This window comes from Pedococcus sp., assembly GCF_036000045.1.
Taxonomy (GTDB): domain Bacteria; phylum Actinomycetota; class Actinomycetes; order Actinomycetales; family Dermatophilaceae; genus Pedococcus.
Genome location: NZ_DASYGF010000007.1, coordinates 26,608 through 51,406 on the forward strand (window position 1 = coordinate 26,608; position 24,799 = coordinate 51,406).

At 70.5% G+C, this 24,799-nt stretch carries 24 protein-coding genes; 10 read left to right on the forward strand and 14 right to left on the reverse strand.

From position 1 onward, the window contains the following. Positions 1-2 precede the first annotated feature (2 nt). Together glnA and VGN50_RS01055 are read right to left on the reverse strand one after the other, a co-directional pair. Complete coding sequence (gene glnA, locus VGN50_RS01050; RefSeq protein ID WP_327442770.1) at positions 3-1,340, reverse strand: type I glutamate--ammonia ligase; 1,338 nt, start codon at positions 1,338-1,340, stop codon at positions 3-5. Between the two features lie 58 nt (positions 1,341-1,398). Next, entirely contained in the window at positions 1,399-2,949 is a 1,551-nt protein-coding gene (locus VGN50_RS01055) for an NAD(P)/FAD-dependent oxidoreductase (RefSeq protein ID WP_327442771.1), read from the reverse strand. 277 nt (positions 2,950-3,226) lie between these two features. Between VGN50_RS01055 and VGN50_RS01060 the strand changes: the two genes are divergently transcribed. The 4 genes from VGN50_RS01060 (at position 3,227) to VGN50_RS01075 (ending at position 6,265) form a co-directional block, all read left to right on the forward strand. Further along, positions 3,227-3,520: a hypothetical protein gene (locus VGN50_RS01060; RefSeq protein ID WP_327442772.1), complete on the forward strand. Its 294-nt coding sequence runs from the start codon at positions 3,227-3,229 to the stop codon at positions 3,518-3,520. A gap of 92 nt (positions 3,521-3,612) precedes the next feature. Continuing rightward, a complete protein-coding gene (gene panB / locus VGN50_RS01065; RefSeq protein WP_327442773.1) occupies positions 3,613-4,512 on the forward strand; it encodes a 3-methyl-2-oxobutanoate hydroxymethyltransferase in 900 nt (299 codons plus the stop codon). A gap of 19 nt (positions 4,513-4,531) precedes the next feature. Continuing rightward, positions 4,532-5,545: a glucose-6-phosphate dehydrogenase (coenzyme-F420) gene (gene fgd / locus VGN50_RS01070; protein ID WP_327442774.1), complete on the forward strand. Its 1,014-nt coding sequence runs from the start codon at positions 4,532-4,534 to the stop codon at positions 5,543-5,545. Between the two features lie 84 nt (positions 5,546-5,629). Beyond that, positions 5,630-6,265 carry a class I SAM-dependent methyltransferase gene (locus tag VGN50_RS01075; protein ID WP_327442775.1) on the forward strand — a complete coding sequence of 212 codons (636 nt, stop codon included), beginning with the start codon at positions 5,630-5,632 and terminating at the stop codon, positions 6,263-6,265. A gap of 40 nt (positions 6,266-6,305) precedes the next feature. Here VGN50_RS01075 and VGN50_RS01080 read toward each other — a convergent pair whose 3' ends face one another. Beyond that, complete coding sequence (locus tag VGN50_RS01080) at positions 6,306-6,494, reverse strand: methionine aminopeptidase (RefSeq protein ID WP_327442776.1); 189 nt, start codon at positions 6,492-6,494, stop codon at positions 6,306-6,308. Positions 6,495-6,543: 49 nt separating this feature from the next. On the opposite strand from VGN50_RS01080, the gene map reads away from it, so the two are divergent. Further along, positions 6,544-7,410, forward strand: a complete 867-nt coding sequence (gene map, locus VGN50_RS01085) for a type I methionyl aminopeptidase (RefSeq protein ID WP_327442777.1) — start codon at positions 6,544-6,546, stop codon at positions 7,408-7,410. A 55-nt stretch (positions 7,411-7,465) separates the two neighbouring features. Beyond that, positions 7,466-8,227, forward strand: a complete 762-nt coding sequence (ppgK, locus tag VGN50_RS01090) for a polyphosphate--glucose phosphotransferase (RefSeq protein ID WP_327442778.1) — start codon at positions 7,466-7,468, stop codon at positions 8,225-8,227. Positions 8,228-8,252: 25 nt separating this feature from the next. Here ppgK and VGN50_RS01095 read toward each other — a convergent pair whose 3' ends face one another. From VGN50_RS01095 to VGN50_RS01110, 4 genes are read right to left on the reverse strand one after another with little or no spacing between them, the layout of a single operon-like run. Beyond that, positions 8,253-9,818, reverse strand: coding sequence for a hypothetical protein (locus VGN50_RS01095; protein WP_327442779.1), 1,566 nt, complete (start codon positions 9,816-9,818; stop codon positions 8,253-8,255). Then, positions 9,794-10,564 carry an ABC transporter ATP-binding protein gene (locus tag VGN50_RS01100; RefSeq protein ID WP_327442780.1) on the reverse strand — a complete coding sequence of 257 codons (771 nt, stop codon included), beginning with the start codon at positions 10,562-10,564 and terminating at the stop codon, positions 9,794-9,796. The genes VGN50_RS01095 and VGN50_RS01100 overlap by 25 nt, the downstream gene beginning before the upstream one ends. A 42-nt stretch (positions 10,565-10,606) precedes the next feature. Further along, positions 10,607-11,269, reverse strand: a complete 663-nt coding sequence (locus tag VGN50_RS01105; RefSeq protein ID WP_327442781.1) for an MBL fold metallo-hydrolase — start codon at positions 11,267-11,269, stop codon at positions 10,607-10,609. Positions 11,270-11,278: 9 nt separating this feature from the next. Continuing rightward, positions 11,279-12,181 carry a DMT family transporter gene (locus tag VGN50_RS01110; RefSeq protein ID WP_327442782.1) on the reverse strand — a complete coding sequence of 301 codons (903 nt, stop codon included), beginning with the start codon at positions 12,179-12,181 and terminating at the stop codon, positions 11,279-11,281. A gap of 229 nt (positions 12,182-12,410) precedes the next feature. Here VGN50_RS01110 and VGN50_RS01115 point away from each other — a divergent pair, with 229 nt between their 5' ends. Beyond that, on the forward strand, positions 12,411-13,979 hold the full coding sequence (locus tag VGN50_RS01115; RefSeq protein ID WP_327442784.1) for a phospholipase D family protein: 1,569 nt from the start codon (positions 12,411-12,413) through the stop codon (positions 13,977-13,979). On the opposite strand, the gene VGN50_RS01120 is transcribed toward VGN50_RS01115, so the two are convergent. The 4 genes from VGN50_RS01120 to VGN50_RS01135 are packed head-to-tail and all read right to left on the reverse strand — an operon-like array spanning position 13,970 to position 17,301. Next, the gene (locus tag VGN50_RS01120; protein ID WP_327442786.1) at positions 13,970-14,380 is read right to left on the reverse strand and encodes a universal stress protein; all 411 of its coding nucleotides are present in this window, start codon (positions 14,378-14,380) and stop codon (positions 13,970-13,972) included. The two genes, VGN50_RS01115 and VGN50_RS01120, sit on opposite strands and share 10 nt — an antisense overlap. Next, complete coding sequence (locus VGN50_RS01125) at positions 14,377-15,237, reverse strand: ATP-binding cassette domain-containing protein (protein ID WP_327442787.1); 861 nt, start codon at positions 15,235-15,237, stop codon at positions 14,377-14,379. The genes VGN50_RS01120 and VGN50_RS01125 overlap by 4 nt, the downstream gene beginning before the upstream one ends. Then, positions 15,237-16,262, reverse strand: coding sequence for an ABC transporter permease (locus tag VGN50_RS01130; protein ID WP_327442789.1), 1,026 nt, complete (start codon positions 16,260-16,262; stop codon positions 15,237-15,239). Before VGN50_RS01130 ends, VGN50_RS01125 begins: the two co-directional genes overlap by 1 nt. Position 16,263: 1 nt before the next feature. Beyond that, the gene (locus tag VGN50_RS01135; protein WP_327442790.1) at positions 16,264-17,301 is read right to left on the reverse strand and encodes a substrate-binding domain-containing protein; all 1,038 of its coding nucleotides are present in this window, start codon (positions 17,299-17,301) and stop codon (positions 16,264-16,266) included. A 170-nt stretch (positions 17,302-17,471) separates the two neighbouring features. Between VGN50_RS01135 and VGN50_RS01140 the strand changes: the two genes are divergently transcribed. Beyond that, entirely contained in the window at positions 17,472-18,509 is a 1,038-nt protein-coding gene (locus VGN50_RS01140; protein ID WP_327442791.1) for a LacI family DNA-binding transcriptional regulator, read from the forward strand. 158 nt (positions 18,510-18,667) lie between these two features. Then, positions 18,668-20,239, forward strand: coding sequence for an alkaline phosphatase family protein (locus VGN50_RS01145; protein WP_327442792.1), 1,572 nt, complete (start codon positions 18,668-18,670; stop codon positions 20,237-20,239). Between the two features lie 60 nt (positions 20,240-20,299). Here VGN50_RS01145 and VGN50_RS01150 read toward each other — a convergent pair whose 3' ends face one another. The 3 genes from VGN50_RS01150 to VGN50_RS01160 all read right to left on the reverse strand — a co-directional run bounded on the left by VGN50_RS01150 (position 20,300) and on the right by VGN50_RS01160 (position 23,282). After that, positions 20,300-21,484: a thiolase family protein gene (locus VGN50_RS01150; protein WP_327442794.1), complete on the reverse strand. Its 1,185-nt coding sequence runs from the start codon at positions 21,482-21,484 to the stop codon at positions 20,300-20,302. Between the two features lie 111 nt (positions 21,485-21,595). Further along, a complete protein-coding gene (locus VGN50_RS01155) occupies positions 21,596-22,504 on the reverse strand; it encodes a GNAT family N-acetyltransferase (protein ID WP_327442795.1) in 909 nt (302 codons plus the stop codon). An 82-nt stretch (positions 22,505-22,586) separates the two neighbouring features. Further along, entirely contained in the window at positions 22,587-23,282 is a 696-nt protein-coding gene (locus VGN50_RS01160; protein WP_327442796.1) for a hypothetical protein, read from the reverse strand. A gap of 272 nt (positions 23,283-23,554) precedes the next feature. On the opposite strand from VGN50_RS01160, the gene VGN50_RS01165 reads away from it, so the two are divergent. Then, the coding region (locus tag VGN50_RS01165; RefSeq protein WP_327442797.1) for an FG-GAP-like repeat-containing protein at positions 23,555-24,799 on the forward strand (1,245 nt) is incomplete at its 3' end.

Below are 24,799 nucleotides of genomic sequence, written 5' to 3' on the forward strand. Positions count from 1 at the left end.
GCTCAGAGGCCGGGAAGGTACCGCTCGAGCTCGAAGCGCGTGACCTCGCCGCGGTAGTCCTCCCACTCCGCCCGCTTGTTGCGCAGGAAGAAGTCGAAGACGTGCTCGCCCAACGTGTCGGCCACCAGCTCGCTGCGCTCCATGACGCGGATGGCCTCGTAGAGCGTGGTGGGCAGCTGCTCGATGCCCATCGCCTGGCGCTCCGAGGAGGTCAGCCCCCACACGTCGTCCTCGGTCTCCGGGGGCAGCTCGTAGTCCTCCTCGATGCCCTTGAGACCAGCGGCGAGCATCACGGCGAAGGCCAGGTAGGGGTTGCAGGCTGCGTCGAGCGTGCGGACCTCGGCGCGGCTGCTCTGGCCCTTGGCCGGCTTGTACATGGGGACGCGGACCATGGCCGAGCGGTTGTTGTGACCCCAGGTCAGGTGGGCGGGCGCCTCGCCGCCGCCCCACAGCCGCTTGTAGGAGTTGACCCACTGGTTCGTCACCGCGGTGATCTCGGCGCCATGACGCAGCAGGCCCGCGATGAACTGTCGCCCCACCTTGCTCAGCTGGTAGGGGGCACCCGCCTCGTAGAAGGCGTTGCTGTCGCCGTCGAACAGCGACATGTGGGTGTGCATGCCCGACCCGGGGTGCTGCGCGAACGGCTTGGGCATGAAGGAGGCGAAGATGCCCTGCTCGAGAGCCACCTCCTTGATGACCGTGCGGAACGTCATGATGTTGTCTGCTGTCGAGAGCGCGTCGGCGTAGCGCAGGTCGATCTCGTTCTGGCCCGGGCCGCCCTCGTGGTGGCTGAACTCGACGGAGATGCCCATCGACTCGAGCATGGTGATGGCAGCGCGACGGAAGTCGTGGCCCGTGCCGTGCGGCACGTGGTCGAAGTAGCCCGCATGGTCCACCGGCTCCGGGCTCTCCCCCGGCGCGAAACCCTGCTTGAGCAGGTAGAACTCGATCTCGGGGTGCGTGTAGAAGGTGAAGCCCAGGTCGCTGGCCCGGCCGAGGGCGCGCTGCAGGACGTGGCGCGGGTCGGCGTGGCTGGCCGACCCGTCGGGCAGCGTGATGTCACAGAACATGCGCGCCGTCCCCGGGTTGTCGCCGCGCCAGGGCAGCACCTGGAACGTGCTCGGGTCGGGCTTGGCCAGCATGTCGGCCTCGTAGACGCGGGCGAACCCCTCGATCGCCGACCCGTCGAACCCGATGCCCTCCGAGAACGCCCCCTCCAGCTCGGCTGGGGCCACGGCCACCGACTTGAGCGTCCCGAGGACATCGGTGAACCACAGGCGCACGAAACGGATGTCGCGCTCCTCGATGGTGCGGAGGACGAACTCCTGCTGACGATCCATGTAACGAATCCTGCCCTAGTCGTGTTTCAGGAAGATGTCCGGCAACGAGGGGGCCGGCTCAGCGGCCCAGGGCGGCCTGGGCCGCGTTGTGACCGGGTATGCCGCTGACTCCACCACCCCGCCGCGCGCCGGCTCCTGCGACGAGCAGCTGGTCGTACTGCGTCTCGACGCCCCAGGTGCCGACCTCGGCGGCCCGCTCGGCCCATGGCCATTGCAGCGATCGGTGGAAGATGTTGCCGCCGGGCAGCCCGAGGTCGGCCTCCAGCTCGCGCGGCGTCCGGGCCTCGAGGCACGGCCTGCCGTCGCCGTCCACGAGCAAAACGTCCTGGATGGGCTCGGCCAGCACCGAGTTCAACGATGCCAGCGTGCGGGCCAGGGCAAGGTCCTTGACGTCGGCATGCTCCTGCTCGGTGCCTGCGAAGAGGCGCGCCGGCAGATGCAGCCCGAAGAGGGTGAGCGTCTGGGCCTCGGTGCCGGCCAGCTCCGGGCCGAGGATCGACCGGTCGGACAGGCTGTGGCAGTAGATCTCGCAGGGCGGGACCTCCGGCACCCGGCCGGCGCTCGCCTCCTCGAAAGCGCGCTGGAGCTGGCCGTAGCCCTCGTTGACGTGGAACGTCCCGGCGAACGCAGCCCGAGGGTCGGCCGTGCTGTCGCGAAGTCGCGGCAGCCGGGAGAGCATCATGTTGACCTTGAGCTGGGCACCCTCGGGCGACGGCTCGGTCTCCACCGGGTCCGCGCCGGCCGCCTCGAGCAGCCGGTTGAGCACAGCGGGAGCGCATGCTGCGTGAACGGTGCGCGCGGTGGCGGACCCACCGGACCAGCTCACCGTGCCGGAGGGGTCGACGGAGGTCACCCTCACGCCGGTGCGCAGGTCTGCTCCCGCGGCGGCGGCCGCTCGGGCGAGCGAGTCGGTGACCGCGCCCATGCCGCCGATGGGCACGTCCCAGTCCCCCGTGCCGCCCCCGATCAGGTGGTAGAGAAAGCAGACGTTCTGGCGCAGGTCCTCGCCTCCCAGGTCGGCGAAGGTGCCGATCAGAGCATCCGTCGCGACGATCCCCCGGACGGTGTCGTCGTCGAACCACTTCTCGAGCACCTCGCCGAGCGGGCGCCGGACCAGGGCCTCCCAGAGCTCGTCGTCGTCGACGAGGTCGGCGAGATCCGCCTCGCTGCGCAACGGCTCGAGAACCGTCGGGAAGACCCTCTCAGCCATGCGCTGCACCCGGCCGTAGAAGCCCTGCCACGCGGCATACGCGCCAGCCCCGCCGGTGAGGGCCGCGAAGCCCGCCGCCGTCGAGGACGCGTCGCCCTGGTCGACGAGCAGGCTCCTCGCCGGGTCTCCGGGCACCGGGGTGAAGGACGAGAACCGCCTGCGAACGAGGCGCACGTCGAGGTCGAGGTCGGTGACGACCTGCCGGGGCAGCAGCGAGACCAGGTAGGAGTAGCGCGAGAGCCGTGCATCGACGCCGGTGAACGCCTGCGCGGACACGGCAGCGCCCCCCACGTGGTCGGCGGCCTCCAGAACCAGCACGCGCCGGCCAGCTCGAGCAAGGTAGGCAGCGGCAGTGAGCCCGTTGTGACCGGCACCGATGACAACGTCGTCGTAGTCCACGGCGGCACTCTACGGGTGGAGCCGTCGCCGTGGCCCGCTTCACGCCGGCTCGGCCTCCCCCTGTGTTGCCCGCTTGACAGCAGTCGTGGCTACACGACTGAACCCGCCACGAGTACTGGCGCCAAGGCTGCAGTCGTGACGGTGCCAAGAGGACTTACGACATTGGACGGAACCGTCGTGGCTCGACCCGCGAGACGATAGGGAGCACTAGGGGCCAACCACACGCACCACCACCCAACGGGCCACAGGGAGCCAGAAGGGCCAGAAGGCACTGGCAATGAGCACTCAGCTGGCACTGACCACCGCCGCGGCAGCCGTTCTCCTGCTCGCCCAGAGCACCCCCTCGACCGTCGTCCCGGCCGACTCTCACGCCCACACGGTCAGCGCGCGGCCGGCGCAGGGCGCCCGGTGCCCGTCGGAGGCCATGATGCGACCAGGCGACCGGATGACGCCGTGGAGGCGCACCCCGTTCATGGCCACCGCCTGGGGACCGCTCTCGCGCCCGGCTGGGTGCGCCCTGCTCGTCACGCGGGCCCGGGCTCGGGCCCTCGAACGCGACCCGTTGCGCTGAACCCGTGCCTTCGCGATCCGAGCGCCCGAGCGCGCCGGCACGCGGCTGGTCAAAGCCGCCTGCCGGCCGGACCTGCCTCCTAGGATGCGGACATGAGCGACCAGCCCACCTCCCCGTCCGCCTCCGGCAACCCGTCCTCCGGCCTCAGCGAGACCCTCGCCCCCTACGGAACGGGAGCCCAGGCCGCCCCTCAACGCCGAGTCCGGGTCCCCCATCTCCAGGCGATGAAGGAGAAGGGCGAGAAGTGGGCGATGCTCACGGCATATGACATGTATGCCGCCGAGATCTTCGACGAGGCCGGCATCCCGGTGCTCCTTGTCGGCGACTCCGCAGGCAACAACGTCTACGGGTTCGAGACGACCGTGCCCGTGACGGTCGACCACCTCGTCCCGCTCGTGCGCGCCGTGACCTCGGCAGCCAAGCACGCGATGGTCGTCGCCGACCTCCCGTTCGGGTCCTACCAGGCGAGCCCCCAGCAGGCTCTGGCCACCGCCACCCGGTTCATGAAGGAGGGCATGGCGCACGCCGTCAAGCTCGAGGGCGGCAAGCCGATGGTGCCGGAGGTCGAGCTGCTCGTGCGCGCCGGCATACCGGTGATGGGCCACATCGGGTTCACCCCCCAGAGCGAGCACGTCCTGGGCGGCTACCGCGTCCAGGGCCGCGGTGACAGCGCCGACCGCCTGGTCGAGGACGCCGTCGCCCTCGAGCGCGCGGGCTGCTTCGCCGTGGTGATGGAAATGGTCCCCGCTCCCCTCGCGGCCCGGGTCACCGAGGTGCTGAGCATCCCGACCATCGGCATCGGCGCGGGCCCACACTGCGACGCCCAGGTCCTCGTCTGGCAGGACATGGCGGGACTGCGCGGCGGCAAGGCCCCCCGGTTCGTCAAGAAGTACGCGGACCTGCGCGGCGCCCTCAGCCAGGCCGCCTCGATGTATGCCGCGGACGTCGCCTCAGGTGCGTTCCCGGCGGCCGAGAACTCCTTCCTCGAGTAGGCGGCATACGGTGGGGCCCATGACGCTGCGCATCGGGTACAAGGCATCGGCCGAGCAGTTCGCACCCCGCGAGCTGCTGGACTACGCGGTCCAGGCCGAGCGCGTGGGGTTCGACAGCGTGATGATCTCGGACCACTTCCAGCCCTGGCGCCACCACGGCGGCCATGCGCCGTTCTCGCTGGCGTGGCTCGCTGCCCTCGGCGAGCGCACCGAGCGAGTCCAGATCGGCACCTCCGTCATGACGCCGACCTTCCGCTACAACCCAGCGGTGGTGGCCCAGGCCTTCGGCACGCTCGGGTCCCTCTACCCGGGCCGGGTCATGCTCGGCGTCGGCACCGGTGAGGCGCTCAACGAGGTCGTCGTCGGGTCGGTCGGGGGCGACCAGTGGCCGGAGTTCAAGGAGCGGTTCGCACGCCTGCGAGAGTCGGTCAGCCTGATGCGCGCCCTCTGGACCCAGGAGCGCGTGACCTTCGAAGGCGACTACTACCGCACCGTCGACGCCACGGTCTATGACCGCCCGGACGAGCCCGTGCCCGTCTATGTCGCCGCCGGCGGCCCCCTCGTGGCCCGCTACGCCGGTCGCTCGGGTGACGGGTTCATCTGCACCTCCGGCAAGGGCGAGGAGCTCTACCGCGACAAGCTGCTTCCGGCCGTCGACGAGGGGCTCACCAAGGCAGGCCGTGGACACGACGAGCTCGACCGGATGATCGAGATCAAGCTGTCGTGGGACCCCGACCGCGACCAGGCGGTCGCGAACTGCCGTTTCTGGGCGCCTCTGTCGCTGACCGCCGAGCAGAAGCACGGCACCAGCGACCCGCTGGAGATGGAGCGCCTCGGCGACGCCCTGCCCGACGAGCAGGTGGCACAGCGGTGGATCGTCTCCGACGACCCGGAGGAGGTCGTCGCCGCAGTCAAGCAGTACGTCGACTGGGGTTTCACCCACCTGGTGTTCCACGGGCCCGGGCCCGACCAGGCGCGATTCCTCGACACCTTCGCGGAGCGGGTGCTGCCGGGGCTTCGCGAGCTCGCCTGAGGCGGTAGCCGCGAGCGCCAGGCCGTAGGCGAACACGCCTCTCCCCGGGTTCCCTCGAACCAGCCGCGAACCTAGTCTGGAGCCATGAGCGAGACCACCTCTCCCGAGCCCCGCACACGGTGGTCGGAGGTCTCCGGCGGACTGGGCGGCGCGACGGCATACCAGCAGCGCTTCGACGATCTCGCGGCCAGTGGAGTCGACATCCACGGCGAGGCGGCGTTCGTCGAGTCGCTCCTGCCCGCACCCGCCCGGGTGCTCGACGCCGGCTGCGGCACCGGCCGCGTCGCGACCCAGCTCACGAGCCTGGGCTACGACTGCGTGGGTGTCGACGCCGACGCCGAGATGGTCGCCGTGGCCGAGCGCCGCGACCCTGCCACGCGCTGGGTGCGCCAGGACCTCAGCCGCCTCGAGCTGCGCACGCAGGCCTTCGCGCTGGCCATCCTGGCCGGAAACGTCATCCCGCTGCTCGCCCCGGGGACCCTGCTCGAAGCCGTCGAGAGACTCACGGCGCACCTGGAGCCGGGCGGTCTGCTCGTCGCCGGGTTCGGCCTCGACACCGACCATCTCCCGCCCGGGTGCCCGGTCACCCCGCTCGCCGACTACGACCGGGCCTGCGAGGTCGCCGGCCTGTCGTTCCTGCGGCGCTACGCCAGCTGGGACCGTGCATCGTGGCGACCCGATGCCGGGTATGCGGTGTCCGTGCACCGGCGCAACGACTGAGCCACTACGGCTGACCCGCTACGACTGGACGCGGGACTCTTCAGCGGTCAGACGGACCTTCGTCCCAGGCCTTGTCCTCCTCGTCCCAGGCCTCGGTGCGCTGACGTGCAGTGTCGAGAGCCTTGGAGGCCTCGGCCTGCGAGTCGTACGGCCCCATGAGGTCGTCGCTCTGACTCTTGTTGTCTTCGCTTTCCACCTGGCCGGTGGTGAGGTTGTACCAGTAGGCCATCAGTGCCCTCCATGTCGACGGATCCGCGGACGTCCCTAGACTCCACCGTATGCCGTTGACGTACGCAAGCGTGGCCCCGGGCGTCGTGTCGCCGCGCCGACCCGTGCCCGCGTCCATCGAGCGCCCGGAGTATGTCGACAAGCCCGCGCCGGCCCAGGACCACGCGTCGGAGGTCAAGGATGCCGAGACCATCGCCAGGATGCGGGTGGCGAGCCGGATCGCCGCCCAGGCCATGGAGGCTGCCGCCGCCGTCATCGCGCCGGGGGTGACGACGGACGAGATCGACCGGGTCGGCCACGAGTTCCTCCTCGACCACGGGGCCTACCCCTCGACGTTGGGCTACAAGGGTTTTCCGAAGTCCCTCTGCACCTCGGTCAACGAGGTGGTCTGCCACGGCATCCCCGACAGCCGCCCGCTCGAGGACGGCGACATCGTCAACATCGACATCACCGCCTACATCGACGGGGTCCACGGCGACACCGACGCGACCTACCTGTGTGGCGATGTCGACGAGGAGTCCCGGCTGCTGGTCGAGCGCACCCACGAGGCGATGATGCGCGGGATCAGGGCGGCCATGCCCGGGCGCGAGCTGAACGTGATCGGTCGGGTCATCCAGAGCTATGCCCGGCGGTTCGGCTACGGCGTCGTGCGCGACTTCACGGGCCACGGCATCGGGCGGATGTTCCACAGCGGGCTGGTCGTCCCCCACTACGACGCCGCGCCGTCGTACCGCACGCTCATCGAGCCCGGCATGACGTTCACGATCGAGCCGATGCTCAACCTCGGCGGTGGCCACGAGTGGGAGATGTGGGACGACGGCTGGACCGTGGTCACCAAGGACAGGCTGCGCTCGGCGCAGTTCGAGCACACCATCCTCATCACCGACAGCGGCAACGAGATCCTCACTCTGCCCTGACCACCCTGCCCTGACCACCTGACGTGAGCCGGGCGACCCGCAAGGAGGCGGACAGTTGGCCAAGCACGGACTCCCCCTGGGGATCGATGTCGGTGGCAGTGGCGTCAAGGGCGCCCCGGTGGACCTGACCACCGGAGAGTTCGCCGCCAAGCGGATGCGGGTCGACACACCGGTGCCCTCGACGCCCACGGCGGTGGCAGCGGTGATCGCGCAGGTCGCCGACCACTTCGACGACGTCCGGGGCGACTCGCCCATCGGCGTGACCATCCCCGGGGTCGTCACCCACGGCGTGGTGCGCTCGGCCGCCAACATCGACAAGCTCTGGCTCGACTTCGACGCCGAACCCATGCTCGAGAAGGTCCTCGAGCACGACATCATCCTGGTCAACGATGCGGACGCCGCGGGCGTCGCTGAGCTGCACTACGGGGCGGCCAAGGGGCACAAGGGTCTGGTGGTCATGACGACCCTCGGGACCGGCATCGGATCGGCCCTGATCTACGACGGCGTGCTCATCCCCAACTCCGAGCTCGGCCACCTCGAGATCGACGGGCACGACGCGGAGACGCGGGCCGCCTCGTCCATCAAGGAGAAGGAAGGGCTCAGCTATGCCGAATGGGCCACCCGCCTGCAGCGCTACTACAGCCAGCTCGAGGCGCTGCTGTGGCCCGACCTCATCGTCGTCGGCGGTGGCGTCTCCAAGGACGCCGACCAGTTCCTGCCCCTGCTGAAGCTGCGCACCCCGATCGTGCCCGCCACGCTGCGCAACAAGGCCGGAATCATCGGGGCGGCACACCTGGCGGCTCACAAGAACGACTGAGCTCTGCAGTCTGAGCGCGTCGAGGTCAGCGCATCGACACGAGGTCCTGCAGGAGGTCTGACTGGCGTCGCCGGAACAGCTCCGAGCCGACCCGCACCCCGACAGCCAGGACGGCGGCGCCCACCAGCGGCCCGACGACCAGCGCCGCCCACGGAGCCCACGACCACCCCAGCCACGACAGCAGGGCGAGTACCAGGACCGGAAGTGACAGCCCGACCACGGCAGCGCCACACAGGGTCTGCACGGCCATCGTGACGCCCACCGACCCCGGGCGGCTGGTGAACGGGTTCTCGCCCGGCGCCGGCACGGCATACTGCTTGACCGCGCTGGTCACGCACGCCACGGCGAAGCCGCTCAGGGCCACCCCGAGGCCCGCCCCGAGCGACGCGGGCAGAAGCCGCCAGGAGCCGCCGGCCAGCGGCCCGAGCAGGGCGTAGGCGGGCACGCAGAAGGCCGCGATGAGCCCGGACGGGAACAGCCGCCCCAGCCGGTCGCTGCGCCCGTCCACCCCGGCCGCGACGTGCATCCAGAACGCGGTGGAGTCGTAGCCCACGTCGTTGTGCTGGCCCCAGCCGATGAGGTATGCCGACGCCACCGGCATCGCTGCCAGGGCCAGCTCCGACCCGGAGCCGATCCCGGGGACCAGCAGCCCGGCGGGCAGCAGGACGGTCATCACGGCGGGCAGGTTGAGGCGTGGGTCGCGCACCCAGTAGGTGCCGGCGCGCGCGGCGATCGCCCCCATCGGGGTCGCGGGAAGCCTCGCGAACAGGCCCAGCCCGCCACGGCTGCCGCCCTCGGAGGTGACCGTGCGGGGGTTGCGTAAGGCACTGACCAGGACTCGCTGCCACACCGCGAACAGCGCGACACACCAGCCTGCGGCGAGCACGAGGCGCAGCAGCGCCGGCCCCCAGCTGCCGAGTGCGGCGTCGACCGGGGCGCCCCACGCCCAACCCAGCGGGGTCCAGGCCAGGACGTCGGCGAGGCCGTGGAGCAGCGCTCGTCGCGATCCGCCCCCGGTCATGGTCATGGCGGGGATCGCGGCGAACACGACCAGCACACCGCCGAGGCCGGCCAGGTCACGCCCGCGCCGCGTGGCGAGCACGGCGGCGGCAACACCCGTAACGATCCGGCTGAGCAGGACACACGCCGCGAGGCCGCAGAGCCCCCCTGCCACGGCCACGAGCACCGCACCCGCACCATAGGAGGTGCCCACGACCATCCCGAGCACCAGCACCACTGTCCCGAGGCCCGGCAGGCCCACCAGCCCGGTCAGCGCGAGTCCCAGCGCCAGGGTGCGCTCAGGCACGGCATAGGTGGCGAAGCGGACCGGGTCGAGGGTGGGGTCGATGCCGAACACCACCACCGGCAGCAGCGCCCAGCCGGCCATGACGCCGGCACCGCCGAGGACGACCACCATGCGGGTCGCCGAGAGGTCCGCGTGCACGCGCAGGGCGACCAGCACCGCCACGGCCAGCACGACGAAGCCGCCACCGTAGATCAGGCCCAGCGCCATCCCGATGACGGCGGCCACGCCCCGGCGCAGCCCGTTGCGCAACAGGTGGAGCTTCAGTCGGAGGAGGTGCGCAACCATGCCAGTCCCCTCACGTCGGTGCTGCCACCCACCACGTCGAGGAAACGGTCCTCGAGCGTGCCGCCTGCGCGCACCAGCTCGACCGGACCTGCGGCCCGCACCCTGCCGTCGACGATGATCGCGACGTCGGTGCAGATCCGCTCGACGAGATCCATGACATGGCTCGACAGGACCACGGTGCCCCCGCTGCCGGCGAAGTCCTCGAGGATCGACCGGATGGTTCTGGCCGAGACCGGGTCCACGGCCTCGAACGGCTCGTCGAGCACGAGCAGCCGCGGTGCATGCACCAAGGCACAGGCCAGCGTCACCTTCTTGGTCATGCCCGCGGAGTAGTCGATGACCAGCTTCTCCGAGGCCTCGGTGAGGCCGAGGGCGACCAGCAGCTCGTCGACGCGCTGGGCCACCAGAGCCCGGTCCATGCCCCTCAGCAGCCCGGCATACGTCACGAGCTGGCGGCCGGTGAGCCGGTCGAAGACGCGGAGCCCGTCCGGGAGTACCCCGATGCGCGCCTTGGCGCCCACGGGGTCCGACCAGACGTCGATGCCGAGCACACTCACCAGGCCGGCGTCCGGGCGCAGGAGTCCCGTCGCCATCGACAGGGTGGTGGTCTTCCCGGCGCCGTTGGGGCCGACGAGACCGTAGAACGAGCCGCGAGGCACGTCGAGGTCGAGCCGGTCGACCGCCACGGTGGCGCCGAAGTGCTTCGTGAGGCCCCGGAGTGTGAGTGCGGGCTGGCGGTCGGGCATGGGCGCGACGCTACCGGCGCTGGGCCTCGCGTACGGCGCTTCTCACGAGGTGGCGGTGAACTCGGTGGGTCCGGAGCCCGCCAGGTCGTGGACCTGCGTCCGGCTCGACCCCAGGCTGCGCGCCTGTCCGAGGTAGAGAGCCCGGCCGGCTTCGCTGAGCAGCGCGTCGTGGACGGGGACCGCGTGGGGCGCGGCGAGCCGCCTCAGGAACGCGGTCATCTCCCGGCTGCGCTGCCAGGGCGCGTTGAGCGGGAAGGCCAGGACGTCGACGTCCCCGGGCTCGGCGTCCAGGGCGTCGCCGGGGTGGAACAAGACCGGCTCGCCCTCGGCGGTGACCCGCATGCCCGTGTTGTGCACCCGGGGCAGCTCGTCGTGGATGAGCGCGTGCAGCTCACCGACCCCGGTGACGGTCGCCGCCCCGACGGTGGCCTCGTCGCCCGGGCCGAAGGGCTGCGCCTCGACACCGTCCTCGCGCAGGATCGCGGCAGTCTCGGGGTCGGTGAGGAGGCGGGCCCGGGGGTTGGCGCGCAGCAGGTCGGGCAGGCGTGCGCGGTCGAGATGGTCGGGGTGCTGGTGCGTCACCAGCACGGCGTCGAGGTCCCGCTGCTCGTGAGCCTGCGGCGACCAGCCGCCAGGATCGACCATGATGCGCGCCTCTGCGACATCGACGAGCAGGCAGGCGTGGCCCAGGTGGGTGATCCGCATTGCTCAAACCTAGCCCCGAGCGGACGCGGCCTGCACCTCTTCACGGTCGGCCGTCAGGCGGCTCAGCGCGACCGCGGACAGGGCCAGCGCAGCGAGCGAGACGACCTCTCCCGCGGTGTCCCACAACCCCGTGCGGAGCTGCTCGTCATAGACGATGACGCCGAGGACGACGCTGAGCAAAGGGTCCAGCGTGGCCATGGCGGGCAGGCTGGCGTTCAACGGGCCCGACCGGAAGGCGACCTGGGCCAGCACGAGGCCGGCGGCCCCCGCCAGGATGAGCACCGGAAGCTGCCAGCTCGTCAGCACTGCCGCCAGACCCCCGCGGGCGGCCACACTGGTGACCGCTTTGATCAATACTGCCGTGCAGGCATAGATCGTGCCGACCACCACCCCCAGCAGCGCCGCCCTGGCTCCGGACGGCAGCTTGCGGGCGACGATGACGCAGATCGTCCCCAGCACGACGGCCAGGATGGCCACGGCAACAGCGGCGCCGCGGTCCGCCGTGCTGGCATGGATGCCCGCGGTGGAGGCGCCCGACCACACGAGGAAGGCGACGACTGAGGCCGCGAGCAGCGCCCCCCAGCCGAGCTCGGCGCGGCTGATCCGGGTCCGGGCTGCGGCGTGGTTCAGGACCAGTGAGAAGAGCAGTGCCGTCGCGAGCAGCGGTTGGACGACGGAGACCGCACCGATGTGTAGCGCGAGGGCCTGCAGCGCCAGGCCTACGGCATCGGCCGCGAGCCCGGCGAGGTACCACCGGTGCGCCAAGGTGGCGGTCACGAAATGCCCTAGTCGAGCGCGTCCCTTCGCACTGGACTCGGGGAGCGTCGAGGCACTGCGGTGCTTGAGCGCCGTCGACAGGGCGAAGAACACGGTGGCACAGAGGGTCACGATGATGACCATGGAGTGGTTCACGTCCCTCTCGTCGGCTCGGCTGGGTGTTCGGGCGACCGCGCGCTCGGCGACACCCCAAGACGGAAACGTACCCGGTGCGGGCCTCCAGTACGCAGTCCTGAACGTCCCGCGCGTCCATGGCGGCGGCCTCACACGCCCCGGCGAAGACCCCGCGCGTCACTCTCGACGGGTTCCCGAGCCGCAGCGGTATCCCTGCCCGTAGGGTGACCAGCGCACCTGAACGGGTCAGGTGCAGACGAGAGAGGCGGGCATGGACGTCAGGGACTGGTTCCTCAGCGCGGCCGAACGCGGCAACCCCGCGACCGTCCTCGACCGGCGTCATCCGGGCGGCACCCCGTGGACCGAGGGCAACCACGTCGTACCGCTGGTCCACGGCGCCACCTACTTCGGGGAGCTGAGACGGCGGCTGGACGCTCTCGAGGCGGGCGACCTGGTCATGTTCGTCGACTGGCGCGGCGACCCCGACGAGCGGCTCGACGGCAGCCCGGACAGCGCCATCGGCGCGGTACTGGCGCGTGCGGCAGCGCGGGGAGTCGACGTGCGCGGCCTCATCTGGCGCTCACATTGGGACCGGCTGTCGTTCTCCAGCGCGGAGAACCGGCACATCGGCGAGGAGATCAACGCGGCCGGCGGCCAGTGCCTGCTCGACATGCGCGTCCGGGTCGGCGGGTCCCACCATCAGAAGTTCGTGGTCCTGCGTCATCCGGCGCGGCCGCATCTGGACATCGCCTTCCTCGGGGGCATCGACCTGTGCCACAGCCGGCGCGACGACCACTCGCACCGAGGTGACCCGCAGACCCAGCCCATGGCAGCGGCATACGGGAGCCGGCCTCCGTGGCACGACGTGCAGCTGGCCATCACCGGCCCTGCGGTCGGCGACGTCGAGGCGGTGTTCCGCGAGCGCTGGGACGACCCCCAACCACCGGGACGCTCACCCCTGCGCTGGCTCGGCGACCGGCTCCACCACGACAACATCCGCACCACTCCCCTGCCGCCCCAGGAGCCCGACCCCGCCCCGACGGGGTCTCACCCTGTCCAGCTGCTGCGCACCTATCCCAAGCGGCTGGGTGGCTACCCCTTCGCGCCGCGCGGTGAGCGCAGTGTGGCAAGGGGCATCACCAAGGCGCTGGCCGGAGCCAAGCACCTCATCTACGTGGAGGACCAGTACCTCTGGTCGCCACAGGTCGCGACGGCCTTCGCCGACGCTCTGAAGCGCGAGCCCGGCCTGCGCCTGGTCGCCGTGCTACCGCACCTGCCCGACCAGGACGGGCGCATCTCCAAGCCACCGAACCTCTTGGGCCGCAGCCATCTCATGAACCAGCTCAAGGAGGCGGCCCCCGGCCGCGTTGCCTTCTACGGAGTGGAGAATGCCGCGGGCACACCGGTCTACGTGCATGCCAAGGTGTGCATCGTCGACGACGAGTGGGCCAACGTGGGGTCGGACAACTTCAACCGGCGCTCGTGGACCCATGACTCCGAGGTGTCCGCCGCCGTCTACCACCAGGACTATGCGCGGGGCCTGCGGACGACGCTGGCCCGTGAGCACCTCGGGCGGCTCGACGACGACTCTGCCCCGCTGCCCCTCTCGGACGTGTTCGACGCGTACGCCTCAGCCGCGGCCGCACTGTCGGCCTGGCACGACGGCGGCCGGGTCGGGACCCGGCCGCCGGGACAGCTGCGGCCCATCAAGGACCCGGTGCTGTCAGCGCGCACCCGCTCCTGGGCGGAGGTGCTCTATCGCGTCGTCTACGACCCCGACGGGCGACCCCTGACCATGCGGCTGCGCGGTCAGCTGTAGCGCTGCGGCTTCGCCGGCTTGACCGCGAGCACCGCGCACTCGGAGTCCAGCAGTACCTGCTGCGCTGTGCTCCCCGTGACAAGCTTGCCCACGGGAGAACGACGGCGTATGCCGATCACGATCAGCTCCGCGCCGACCTCGCTCGCCGCCGAGAGGATCTCGGCCGCCGCCGAGGTGTGGGCGGTCGGTTGGCGGATCTCGTGCTCGACGCCGGCTTCCTCGAGCCGGGCGTCGAGGGCGTCGAGGTCAGCCCCCGACGCGAACAGCGGATGCGCGTTGTCGCCGTGGTGCCCGGTGTTCACGACCACCAAGCGGCTGTCGTCGCGTTGCGCGAAAGCGATGGCGTGGTCCACCGCCGCCATGCCCTCATCTGTGGGGATGTACCCGACGACGATGGTCACGACGCACCTCCATGACCGGTGGAGCGCGGAGCCACGTTCGTGATGTCGGCGTTCGCGGGGATCTGCTCCGCGCCCGTGATGAAGGAGACGACGTCGCTCATCGACACCTGCTTGGGGTCGACGACCCCGGCCCGCCGGCCGAGCCGGTGGACGTGGATCCGGTCGGAGACCTCGAAGACGGCCGGCATGTCATGGCTGATCAGCACGACCGGCAGGCCGCGGCCGCTGATCCGCCTGATCAGCTCGAGCACCTGCGCGGTCTCGCGCACGCCGAGGGCCGCGGTCGGCTCGTCCATGATGACGACCTTGCTGCCGAACATGGCCGCTCGGGCCACGGCGACCGCCTGTCGCTGACCACCGGACAGGGTCTCCACCGGCTGGGTGATGTCCTGGATGGTGGCGATGCCGAGCGAGTTGAGCTCGTCCCGAGCCGCGGTCCGCATCTTCTTCTTGTCGAGCAGACGGAGCCTGCCCAACAGACCCTCCCTGCGCTGCTCGCGGCCGAGGAAGAGGTTGCTGGCGATATCGAGGGCGGGCGCGACCGCCAGCGTCTGGTAGACCGTCTCGATGCCCTCCCGCCGCGCCTCCAGCGGGGAGTGGAACCTCACCTCCTTGCCGTCCAGGGTGATCGTGCCCTCGTCCGGTGTCACGGCCCCGGTCAGTGCCTTGATGAGGCTCGACTTGCCGGCCCCGTTGTCCCCGACGATGGCCAGCACCTCGCCGGGATAGAGGTCGAAGTCCGCGCCGTTGATGGCGGTCACATGGCCGTAGCGCTTGACCAGGCCTCGGCCCGTCATCACCGGCTCGGGTGCTGCGGTGCTCCGCACCGTCGTGTCGTCCTGGGTCACCGTGCTCATCACGCCCTCCTCCGGGTCGCCTGGTCGAACGCGACAGCGGCGATGACGAGCACACCGGTTGCCAGGTTCTGGTAGTTGGAGTCGATGCCCATCTGCGTCAGGCCACTGCGCAGGATCGCCACGATGAGCGCGCCCACGACCGTCCCCACGACTCCCCCGCGACCACCGAAGAGGCTGGTGCCTCCGATGACCACGGCGGTGATGCTGTCGAGGTTGCCCGTCTGGTAGGCGTTCGGGTCCGCCGTCGGCGTGCGGCCCAAGGCCATCCACGCGGCGAAGCCGTAGATGAGACCGGCCACGGCGTAGACGCTGACCAGCGTCCGGTCGATGTGGATGCCCGTCAGGCGGGCCGCCTCGGGCTCGTTGCCCACGGCATACACATGTCTGCCCCAGGCGGTCTTGCCCAGGACGAACCACATCACGGCGAAGAGGATGGCCGCCAGGATCATGCCCATCGTGAACTGGACCCGGCCGAAGAGGTAGAGCGAGTTGCCCAGCCAGGTCAGCGCCCCGTTCGGCACGGCGAAGGTGGTGCCCGTGCTGTAGAGGTTGGTCACGGCCGTCATCACGGCGAGCATGCCGAGGGTCACGATGAACGGGGGCAGCTTGATGCGGGTCACCAAGAGCCCCGAGACGGTCGCGGCCAGGGTGCAGGCCACCAGGCCGGCCAGGATGGCCAGCCCGCTCGGGAGGTGCCCGATCGTCAGCCGCGTGAGCAGCAGAGTCCCGAACACCGCGATCGAGGCGTTGGCCAGGTCGATCCCCGCCGTGAGGATGACCAGGGTCTGTCCGAGCGCCAACGTCCCGATCACCACCGACTGCTGCACGATGAGCGAGAAGTTGTCGATGTTGAAGAACGTGCTCGTGCTGACCGAGAAGAACACGATGGCCAGCACCAGCGCCGCCGTCGGCCCGAGGACCGGGTTGCGGGCGAAGAGCCTGCCTATGCCGTCACCGCGGCCGCGGCGCGGCTGCGGCGCGGGCTCGGAGGCTCGTCCGGACGTGGCGTTCGTCGTCGTGGACATGTCAGCCCCAGCAGTTCGCGGCGCCCCAGGTGGTGTCTTTGGACGCCAGGCCGGGAACGGGCTTGTCAGTGATGAGGGTCGCGCCGGTGTCGATGAAGCCGGACGGCTTCGTCCCTGACTTGGCATACGCGACGACGGCGTTGACGCCGTCCTCGGCCATCTTCTTCGGGAACTGCATGACCGTGGCGACGAACTCGCCGTCCTTGACGTTCTGGACGCCGGCGCAGCCACCATCGATGGCGCCCACGATCACCTTGCCGTTGAGCCCCTTCTCCTTGAGGGCCTGGTAGGCGCCACGGGCCGCGGGCTCGTTGATGTTGTACACCACGTTGACCTGGCCGCCGACGCGCTGGAGGAGGTTCTCCATCGCCGCCTGCGCCTTGGTCTGGTCACCCTGGGTCAGGGCGCTGCCGATGACGTCGGGCGTCTGCAGCGGCAGGCCCATCCCCTCGAGGAAGCCGTTGTGGCGCTGGATGCCGACGGAGGCGCTGGGGTCGAGGTCCATGGCGACGATCTGCGGCTTGGTGCTGCCCATGCGCGCCTTGACGTACTGGCCCAGCAGCTTGCCCGCCTGCTCGTTGTTGGTCGCGTAGGTGGCGGCGACCGCGTTCGCCGGCGTGGTCGCCGTGTCGAGCGCGATGACGATGACCCCGGCGTCCTGGGCCTTCTTGATGGCGTCGAGGACACCGCCGGAGTTACTGGGGGTGATGAGGATGCCCTTCACACCCTGCTGGACGAGGTTCTCGATGGCGGTCACCTGGCCGGCGTTGTCACCGTCGAACTTGCCCGCCAGCGCGATGACGCTGTCCCCGTGCTTGGCGGCCTCCGCCTTCGCGGACTCGCGCAGCTTGACGAAGTACGGGTTGCTGTCGGTCTTGGTGACGAGCCCGATCTTGATGGGGCCGTTGGAGCCTCCGCTGCTGCCGGCGGAGCCGGGCCCGGAGGTCTTGGTGGTGCTACAGGCGCCGAGGCACAGGCCTGCGGTCGATGCCAGTGCGATGGCCAGGACGGCCGGGCGGGCGATGCTGGGGCGGTTCATAGGACTTCTCCTGGTCGAGGCCGAAGCGGCGTTGGTTGGGACTCGGCTCCTTTGTCTGGGTACTGCCCTCTGCAACAAAGGTTTCGGCCAATCTAGGAGTCGCGCAACTCGAGGAAAATAGTTTGCGCAAATGGTTGCGCGAAATGTTCCGGCCCCCTGACGATGTGGCAATGAAGCCCCCACGGCGCGCCTCGCGCCTGGCCGATGTCGCAGCGCTGGCGGGGGTCTCCATCACGACCGTCTCGCACGTCGTGAACGGGACGAGGTTCGTGGCCCCCGACACCCGCGACCGTGTGCGGCACGCGCTGGAGAGCCTGAGCTACGAGCCACCACCCCTGGCCGTGCGTCCCCGCACCGGACGAGTCTTAGGGCTGGCCATCACCGGCGCCTCCAACCCTTACTTCGGTGAGCTGATCCAGGGGGTGGAGTCGGAGGCGAGCCGCGCGGGCTTCGCGCTGCTGCTGTGTGACACCCACGACGACGCTCAGCGCGAGGCGGCCGCCGTGGCGATGCTCTTGGCCCACAACGTCGAGGCAATCGTCATCGCTCCCACGCCCGGGTGGGAGTCGGTGACCCTGCCTCTGCTACGCAAACACCAGACCCCGTTCGTGCTCGTCGACCGGATGAGTGACGTGCGCTGCGACCAGGTGGGCACGGAGAACGAGGCCGTCTCCGTCGCGCTGGTCGAGCACCTGCTGGACCTCGGGCATCGCCGGATCGGCATGCTGACCGGCCTCGAGGGACTGTCCACCACGAAGGAGCGCTGGCGCGGGTACGTCCGCGCCCACGAGCTCCTCGGCGTGCCGGTCGACGCCGGGCTGGCCGTGGCCGCTCACTCGACGGTGGCCGGTGGTCGCGCGGCCACCGCGAAGCTGCTGCGGCTCGACCACCCGCCCACGGCGATCTTCAGCGGCAACAACGCCATGACGATCGGCGCGCTGCTCGCACTCAAGGAGGCGGGCCGTCACGTGCCGGACGACGTGGCACTGGTCACCTTCGACGACTTCGAGTGGGCCAGCGCCATGTCGCCGGCCCTGACCGCGGCTGCCCAGCCCTTCCACGCCATGGGCGCCCAGGCGGTGCAGCTACTGTTGCGCCGGCTGGCGGACCCGTTCGCGCCACGGCACATCGTGCGGCTCCCGGCCGAGATCGAGCACCGCGAGAGCTGCGGATGCCGCCCCGACGCCGTGAGCGCGAGTGTGGGCTGAAGCCGCCGTCTCCGGGGCTCGTCGTCCAGATGTCCGCCGTCCCTTGGGCCAGTGTTCACCTGGACGACATGTGCTGCGCCCCCGGCGGTTCGCGAGGCGCGTGAGCGTGGCGGGAGCCGCACGCTGCGGCCACCTGACAACCTCCAAGGAGCTCGTCGATGACTTCCTCAACCACCACACGCCGGGGGCGCGGCCCCCTGCTCACCACGGCCGTCGCGGCCTCTCTGCTGGCTGCCGGCCTGCCCGCGATCGCGGCGTCCGCCTCCGGGCCGGCCACCGCGTCACCCCGAGCTGGTCGCGTGTCCGCGACCACGACGACGCCGATCAAGCACCTGGTAGTGATCTACCAGGAGAACGTCTCGTTCGACCACTACTTCGCGACCTACCCCCATGCCGCCAACACCGCCGGTGAGCCGCGCTTCGTCGCCAAGCCCGGCACGCCCAGCGTCAACGGGCTGGGCCCGTCGCTGCAGGCTCCCAACAACCCGAACTCGGTGCAGCCGTTCCGCCTGGGCCGGAACCAGGCGCAGACGTGCGACCAGGACCACAGCTACACCGACGAGCAGAAGGCGTTCGACGCCGGCGCGATGGACAAGTTCGTGGAGACCGTCGGCCGCGGCGCGGGCACCTGTGCCGACTACGGCACGGGCAAGGGCCTGGTCATGGGCTACTACGACGGCAACACCGTCACCGGACTGTGGAACTACGCCCAGCACTTCGCCATGAGCGACAACTCGTACTCGAGCACGTTCGGTCCCTCCACGCCTGGGGCGCTCAACCTCGTCTCGGGCCAGACCCACGGCTTCACGACCGACGGCACCGCGGTGCCCGCCAGCAGCAGCACTGTCATCGGCGACCCCCAGCCCACCGGCGACAAGTGCGACACCCGCGACACCAGCAGCACGGTGCCCGGGTCCACGAACAAGAACGTCGGTGACCTGCTCAACGCCAAGGGCGTCAGCTGGGGCTGGTTCCAGGGCGGCTTCGCCGACTGCACGGCCACCCACACCGACGTGGGCGGGGTCACCAGCAAGGACTACATCCCCCACCACGAGCCCTTCCAGTACTACCCCAGCACGGCCAACCTCCAGCACACGCGGCCCGCGTCGGTCGCCGAGATCGGTCACGCCGGCCCCGCCAACCACCAGTACGACCTCTCCGACTTCTGGGCCTCGGTGAAGGCCGGCACCATGCCGTCGGTCAGCTACCTCAAGGCCGCCGCATACCAGGACGGCCACGCCGGCTACTCCACGCCCTTGGACGAGCAGCGCTTCCTCGTCGACACGGTCAACCGGCTCCAGAAGACCCCCGACTGGAAGAACACCGCCGTCGTCGTGGCCTACGACGACAGTGACGGCTGGTACGACCACCAGATGTCTCCGATCGTCAACCAGTCGCAGGACCCCACCGACGCGCTGACGGCACCGGGGCAGTGCGGCGCCAACCCGGCACGGGTGTCCGGCGGATACCAGGACCGGTGCGGCTACGGTCCGCGTCAGCCGCTGCTGGTCATCTCTCCCTACGCGAAGAGCAACTTCGTCGACCACACCGTGACGGACCAGAGCTCGATCCTGAGGTTCGTCGAGGACAACTGGAGCACAGGACGGATCGGCGACAGCTCCTTCGACGCCAAGGCCGGCACTCTGGACAACCTGTTCGCCTTCCACGGCGGACGGCGCGCGACCCGGCACCTGGTGCTCGACCCGAGCACCGGTCAGCCGACCGACTAGCCGACGGGCCCCCTGACCGGCTGGCAGAACGCCAGCCGGTCAGGGGTCGCGGCCCGTGCCTCAGGCCGCCATGTTCTCGAGGACGACGGCAAGACCCTGACCCACGCCGATGCAGATCGCCGCCACCCCCCAGCGCCGGCCACTGCGCTCGAGCGAGCGCGCCAAAGTGCCCAGGACGCGGGTGCCCGACGCGCCGAGCGGGTGACCGATCGCGATGGCCCCACCGTGCTGGTTGACCAGGTCCGGGTCGACGTCCCATGCGCGGATGCAGGCGAGCGACTGTGCGGCGAAGGCCTCGTTGAGCTCGACCGCGCCGACCTCTCCCCAGCCGATGCCGGCCCGCTGGAGTGCGGTGTTCGCGGCCTCGACCGGCGCGAAGCCGAAGAGCTGGGGTTCGTTCGCCGCCGCACCCCACCCTGCGACCCGGGCGACCGGAGCGCGCCCGAGCATCTCGGCGGCTCCCGCGCTGCCCAGCACTGCAGCCGAGGCGCCGTCGTTGAGTGGTGAGGCGTTGCCTGCGGTCACGGTGCCCTCCCTGCGGAACACCGGCGCCAGCGCGGAAAGCTTCTCGGGGGTGGTGTCCGCCCTGATCGACTCGTCGCGGTCCAGCTCCACGCCGGGGACTCGCACGACGAGACCGTCGTAGAAGCCGGCGTCCCAGGCCTGTGCGGCGAGCCGGTGGGAGCGCAGAGCGAACGCGTCCTGGTCCTCGCGGGAGACGCCTTCCCGTTCCCGCAGCTGCTCGGTGGCCTCGCCGAGCGAGACGGTCCAGACCTCGGGCATCGCGGGGTTGACGAGCCGCCACCCGAGCGTGGTCGAGACGAGCTCGGCATTGCCCGCGGGAAACGCCCGGCTCGACTTGGGCAGGACCCAGGGGGCGCGCGTCATCGACTCCACACCGCCGACCACGACGACGTCGGACTCCCCCAGCGCGATCTGCCGGGCACCGGCGATGGTCGCGTCGAGGCTCGACCCGCACAGTCGGTTCACCGTCGTGGCCGGGATGGTGACGGGGAGTCCGGCCAGGAGCCCCGCCATGCGCGCGACGTTGCGGTTGTCCTCTCCGGCCCCGTTGGCGTTGCCCAGGACCACCTCGCCCACCTGGGCGGGGTCCAGGTCCGGGCTGCGCTGAAGCAGCGTACGCAGCACGAGCGCGGCCAGGTCATCCGGGCGGGACCCGGCGAGGGCACCGCCATACCTCCCGAACGGGGTGCGGATGGCGTCGTAGACGAACACCTCGCTCACCGGGACGCTCCCTCAGTCAGCTCAGTGGCATCGACGTCAGGCACGGGGCGGCTCCTTCGGTGGTCGGGCGAACAGCTGGTCGCAGCCTCCCATGGTGCGCGGACTCCCAGGTCAGCGGATCACGAGCAGGTTGGCCATGTCGACCACAGGCCGGTAGCCCAGGGCGGCATACAGCTTGTTCGAGGTCGGGTTCGCCTGGTCGGTGAACAGGCACACCCGCACACCCTCGGCCTGGACCCGCCGAGAGACCTCGGCCACGGCGTTGCTCGCCCAGCCATGGCCGCGGTGCTCCGGCGGCGTGTAGACCGGTCCGACCCGGGACACCCCGAACGACGCCGGGTTCACCGCGGTGAGATGGACGGGCCGGCCCGCGTCGTCGACCCAGAACCACAGCTCGCCTGCGTCCAGGCGCCGGGCCACCGTGTGGGGGTCGAGCTCGTGGGGACTGGAGCCGCGCGGGCGCCCGGCCTGCTCGTCAGCATCGCCCATGAAGGCGGTCAGCCACTCCATAACGAGGTCGGCGTGGGCCTGCGTGGCGGCCACGAGCCGGCCGGGAACGCGCTCCGGCTGGACGAGCTGCTCGAGCACGTGCAGCCTCGTGTGCTGGGCCACCACCAGCTTTCCGCCGGTGAGGCGGGCCAGCTCGGCGGCGCAGCGCTCCGCCGCGGGCAGCGCGCCGTTGACAGCGCTCACCTCCTCGCCACGCTCGTGCAGGGCGGTCGCGAGCGCGGTGGCGGCCTCCTCCGGCATGGGCAGGAGGAACAGCGGGTATGGCGCGAACGGCGCCGTCCGCATCGCCGCCCCGACCACGGCATCGCCGCCGCCCCTGACGACGAGCCACCAGTCGCGCTCGGGCTGCGTTACGCCCGCTGCCTGCTGCGCCCGCGCCCGGTCGGCGACGGTGGTCACGACGGTGCTGACGAGGGGATCTGCGGCCAGGTAGCCACCGGCGGTGTCGAGGAACTCGCCGGGGTCGGTGGAGAACTCGAGGCTGAGGCCGTCGGCTGGGTTCGCGCTCACCAGGGGAGGCTAGCCAGGCGCGCCGGCCGAGGCTCGCCATTTACCGCCGGATCGCCGGCGATCGCCGGGGAGCCAGCGGCGGTCAGATCGCCTCGAGACCTGCCCGGTCCACCCGCCGGTGGTAGCGCATGCCCGCCAGGCCGCCGAGGACCGCCCCGACCAGGCTGGTGACCGCCACGAGGACCAGCGCCACGATGCCCGCCGTGCTGAGCGTGCCCTGGCTGACCGGGATCCGCGGGAACCCGTTGAGCCTGGACAGCACGTCGTACTTGCTTCCCGCAACCGCACCGGCCACGGCGACGAGGATGGCGACGAGCAGCGCCCACAGCCATACGGCAACGCCCTGGCGAGCACCGTTGAAGCGCGCCATCCGACCGGCGACGTAGCCGCCCGCGAAGTAGCTGAGAAAGACGAGGACGGCCAGCACGATGGCGCCGATGATGCCGACGCTCGCGACATTCTGACTGGCCTGGGTGCTCACCTTCGAGGCGTCGGCGCCTTTGGTCACGCCCACGGCAGCACCTGCTGCGGCCAGGATCGCGGTGAGAATCACGCCCATCCCCATGGCGGTGAGCCAGCCGAAGAAGGCCGACCCGAACTTCATCCCGCCGAACTGCTCGCGCTCGGCCTGCAGGGCCGTGCCGTGTGCGGCGGCCATGGTGTCTCGGCGACGCTCCACGACCGCGGGATCGGTGTCACGGCGCTCATCGACGGGCTCGTCGACGGTCGCGGCGTCGCGGCTGAACTCGCCATTGTCTCTGGACTCAGTAGTACTCACCACGCACCACTACCCAGCCGCACCCATCATGAAACACCGGCGTCTGGCTCATTCTCTGAGACCGGACCTCTTCACTCTATGAGACGGAACCCGCCGCAACAGGCCGCAAGCGAGGCCTGAGGGTACGCTTCCGTGGTCTTGCGAGCCAAGGAGTACGTCATGGAGACGACCGACACTGCACTGCGCTCCGTGGGCCGAGCAGCCGCGAGCCCCGCCGAACCGCATGACCACAGGTCTTCCGGAGCATCCGCGCTGCGGAAGGTGGTAAAGCGATGAACCTCAAGGCAACGATGACTCTCAAGGCAACCCTGTCTGCGCTGGTGGCGGCAGCCACAGTCACCCTCGCGATGGGAAGCCTACCGGCGCAGAGCCTGCCGGCGCAGGGAGCCCCCGCCGCCGTCAATCCCACCGCTGCCTCCGACTGGAGCGGCGACGGGAGGGCCGACATCGTGGCACCGACGGCTGACGGGCGTCTGTGGATGTACCGCGGCGATGGTGCGGGCGGGTTCGCGGGCGCACCGACCCAGGTCGGTCAGGGGTGGAACGGCCTCGACCAGATCCGGATGGTGGGCAACTGGGACGGCACCGGCGGGACGGACATCATCGCCCGCAACCCCTCCACCGGTGCACTGATGCTCTACCCCGGCAACGGCGCCGGGGGCTTCGCGCCGAGCCGGACCATCGGCAACGGGTGGCAGGCCTTCAGCCATATCTTCTCCCCCGGCGACTGGGACGGCGACGGCCATCCGGACCTCCTGGCGACCGTCAAGAGCGACGGCACGCTCCGGCTCTACCGCGGCAACGGGGCTGGTGGCTTCCTCGGCATGAGCGTGATCGGCAGTGGGTGGGGACCCATGGACTCCTTCATGCCGACCGGTGACTTCGACGGCGACGGCGCACCTGACTTCCTCGCGCGAAACACCGCGACCGGCCAGCTCGATCTCTATCGGAGCAACGGCACTGGCGGTTTCGCCGCCACGCGAGTCGTCGGGACCAACTGGGGCGGCTTCACGGCGCTCCTCGGTGCCGGAGACTGGTCCGGCGACGGCCACAGCGACGTGCTGGCCCGGCTGAGCGATGGCACGCTGCGGATGTACCGCGGCGACGGCGCCGGCGGCTGGATCAGCCCGTACCCCGTCATCGGCACCGGCTGGAACAGCATCCGGTTCCCCGACCAGCCTGCCTCCGACGGGCCTGCCTCCTGCACGCCGACCTGGACGTCCTCGGCCTCGGACGGGTCATTCAGCACCGGCGACTACGTGGTCAACAACAACATGTGGAGCGGAGATGCCGGTCCTCAGACCATCTCGGCCTGCTCGTGGCACCAGTGGTCGGTGACCTCGAACCAGCCCGGTACCGGTAGCGACGACAGCGTCAAGACCTACCCGGACACGCAGAAGCACGTCAGCTACCCGCTGAGCTCGTTCACGTCGCTGCCGTCCAGCTTCGATGTCACGACGCCTGCCGGTGGCGGCACCGTCCCGGCCAACGGCAAGCAGTGGAACGCGGCCTACGAC

Coding starts and splice junctions, on each gene's coding strand:
- glnA (WP_327442770.1), bottom strand. CDS start 1,340: ATGGATCGTCAGCAGGAGTTCGTCCTCCGCACCATCGAGGAGCGCGAC.
- VGN50_RS01060 (WP_327442772.1), top strand. CDS start 3,227: ATGAGCACTCAGCTGGCACTGACCACCGCCGCGGCAGCCGTTCTCCTG.
- panB (WP_327442773.1), top strand. CDS start 3,613: ATGAGCGACCAGCCCACCTCCCCGTCCGCCTCCGGCAACCCGTCCTCC.
- fgd (WP_327442774.1), top strand. CDS start 4,532: ATGACGCTGCGCATCGGGTACAAGGCATCGGCCGAGCAGTTCGCACCC.
- VGN50_RS01075 (WP_327442775.1), top strand. CDS start 5,630: ATGAGCGAGACCACCTCTCCCGAGCCCCGCACACGGTGGTCGGAGGTC.
- VGN50_RS01080 (WP_327442776.1), bottom strand. CDS start 6,494: ATGGCCTACTGGTACAACCTCACCACCGGCCAGGTGGAAAGCGAAGAC.
- map (WP_327442777.1), top strand. CDS start 6,544: ATGCCGTTGACGTACGCAAGCGTGGCCCCGGGCGTCGTGTCGCCGCGC.
- VGN50_RS01095 (WP_327442779.1), bottom strand. CDS start 9,818: ATGGTTGCGCACCTCCTCCGACTGAAGCTCCACCTGTTGCGCAACGGG.
- VGN50_RS01100 (WP_327442780.1), bottom strand. CDS start 10,564: ATGCCCGACCGCCAGCCCGCACTCACACTCCGGGGCCTCACGAAGCAC.
- VGN50_RS01105 (WP_327442781.1), bottom strand. CDS start 11,269: ATGCGGATCACCCACCTGGGCCACGCCTGCCTGCTCGTCGATGTCGCA.
- VGN50_RS01125 (WP_327442787.1), bottom strand. CDS start 15,237: ATGAGCACGGTGACCCAGGACGACACGACGGTGCGGAGCACCGCAGCA.
- VGN50_RS01130 (WP_327442789.1), bottom strand. CDS start 16,262: ATGTCCACGACGACGAACGCCACGTCCGGACGAGCCTCCGAGCCCGCG.
- VGN50_RS01135 (WP_327442790.1), bottom strand. CDS start 17,301: ATGAACCGCCCCAGCATCGCCCGCCCGGCCGTCCTGGCCATCGCACTG.
- VGN50_RS01140 (WP_327442791.1), top strand. CDS start 17,472: ATGAAGCCCCCACGGCGCGCCTCGCGCCTGGCCGATGTCGCAGCGCTG.
- VGN50_RS01145 (WP_327442792.1), top strand. CDS start 18,668: ATGACTTCCTCAACCACCACACGCCGGGGGCGCGGCCCCCTGCTCACC.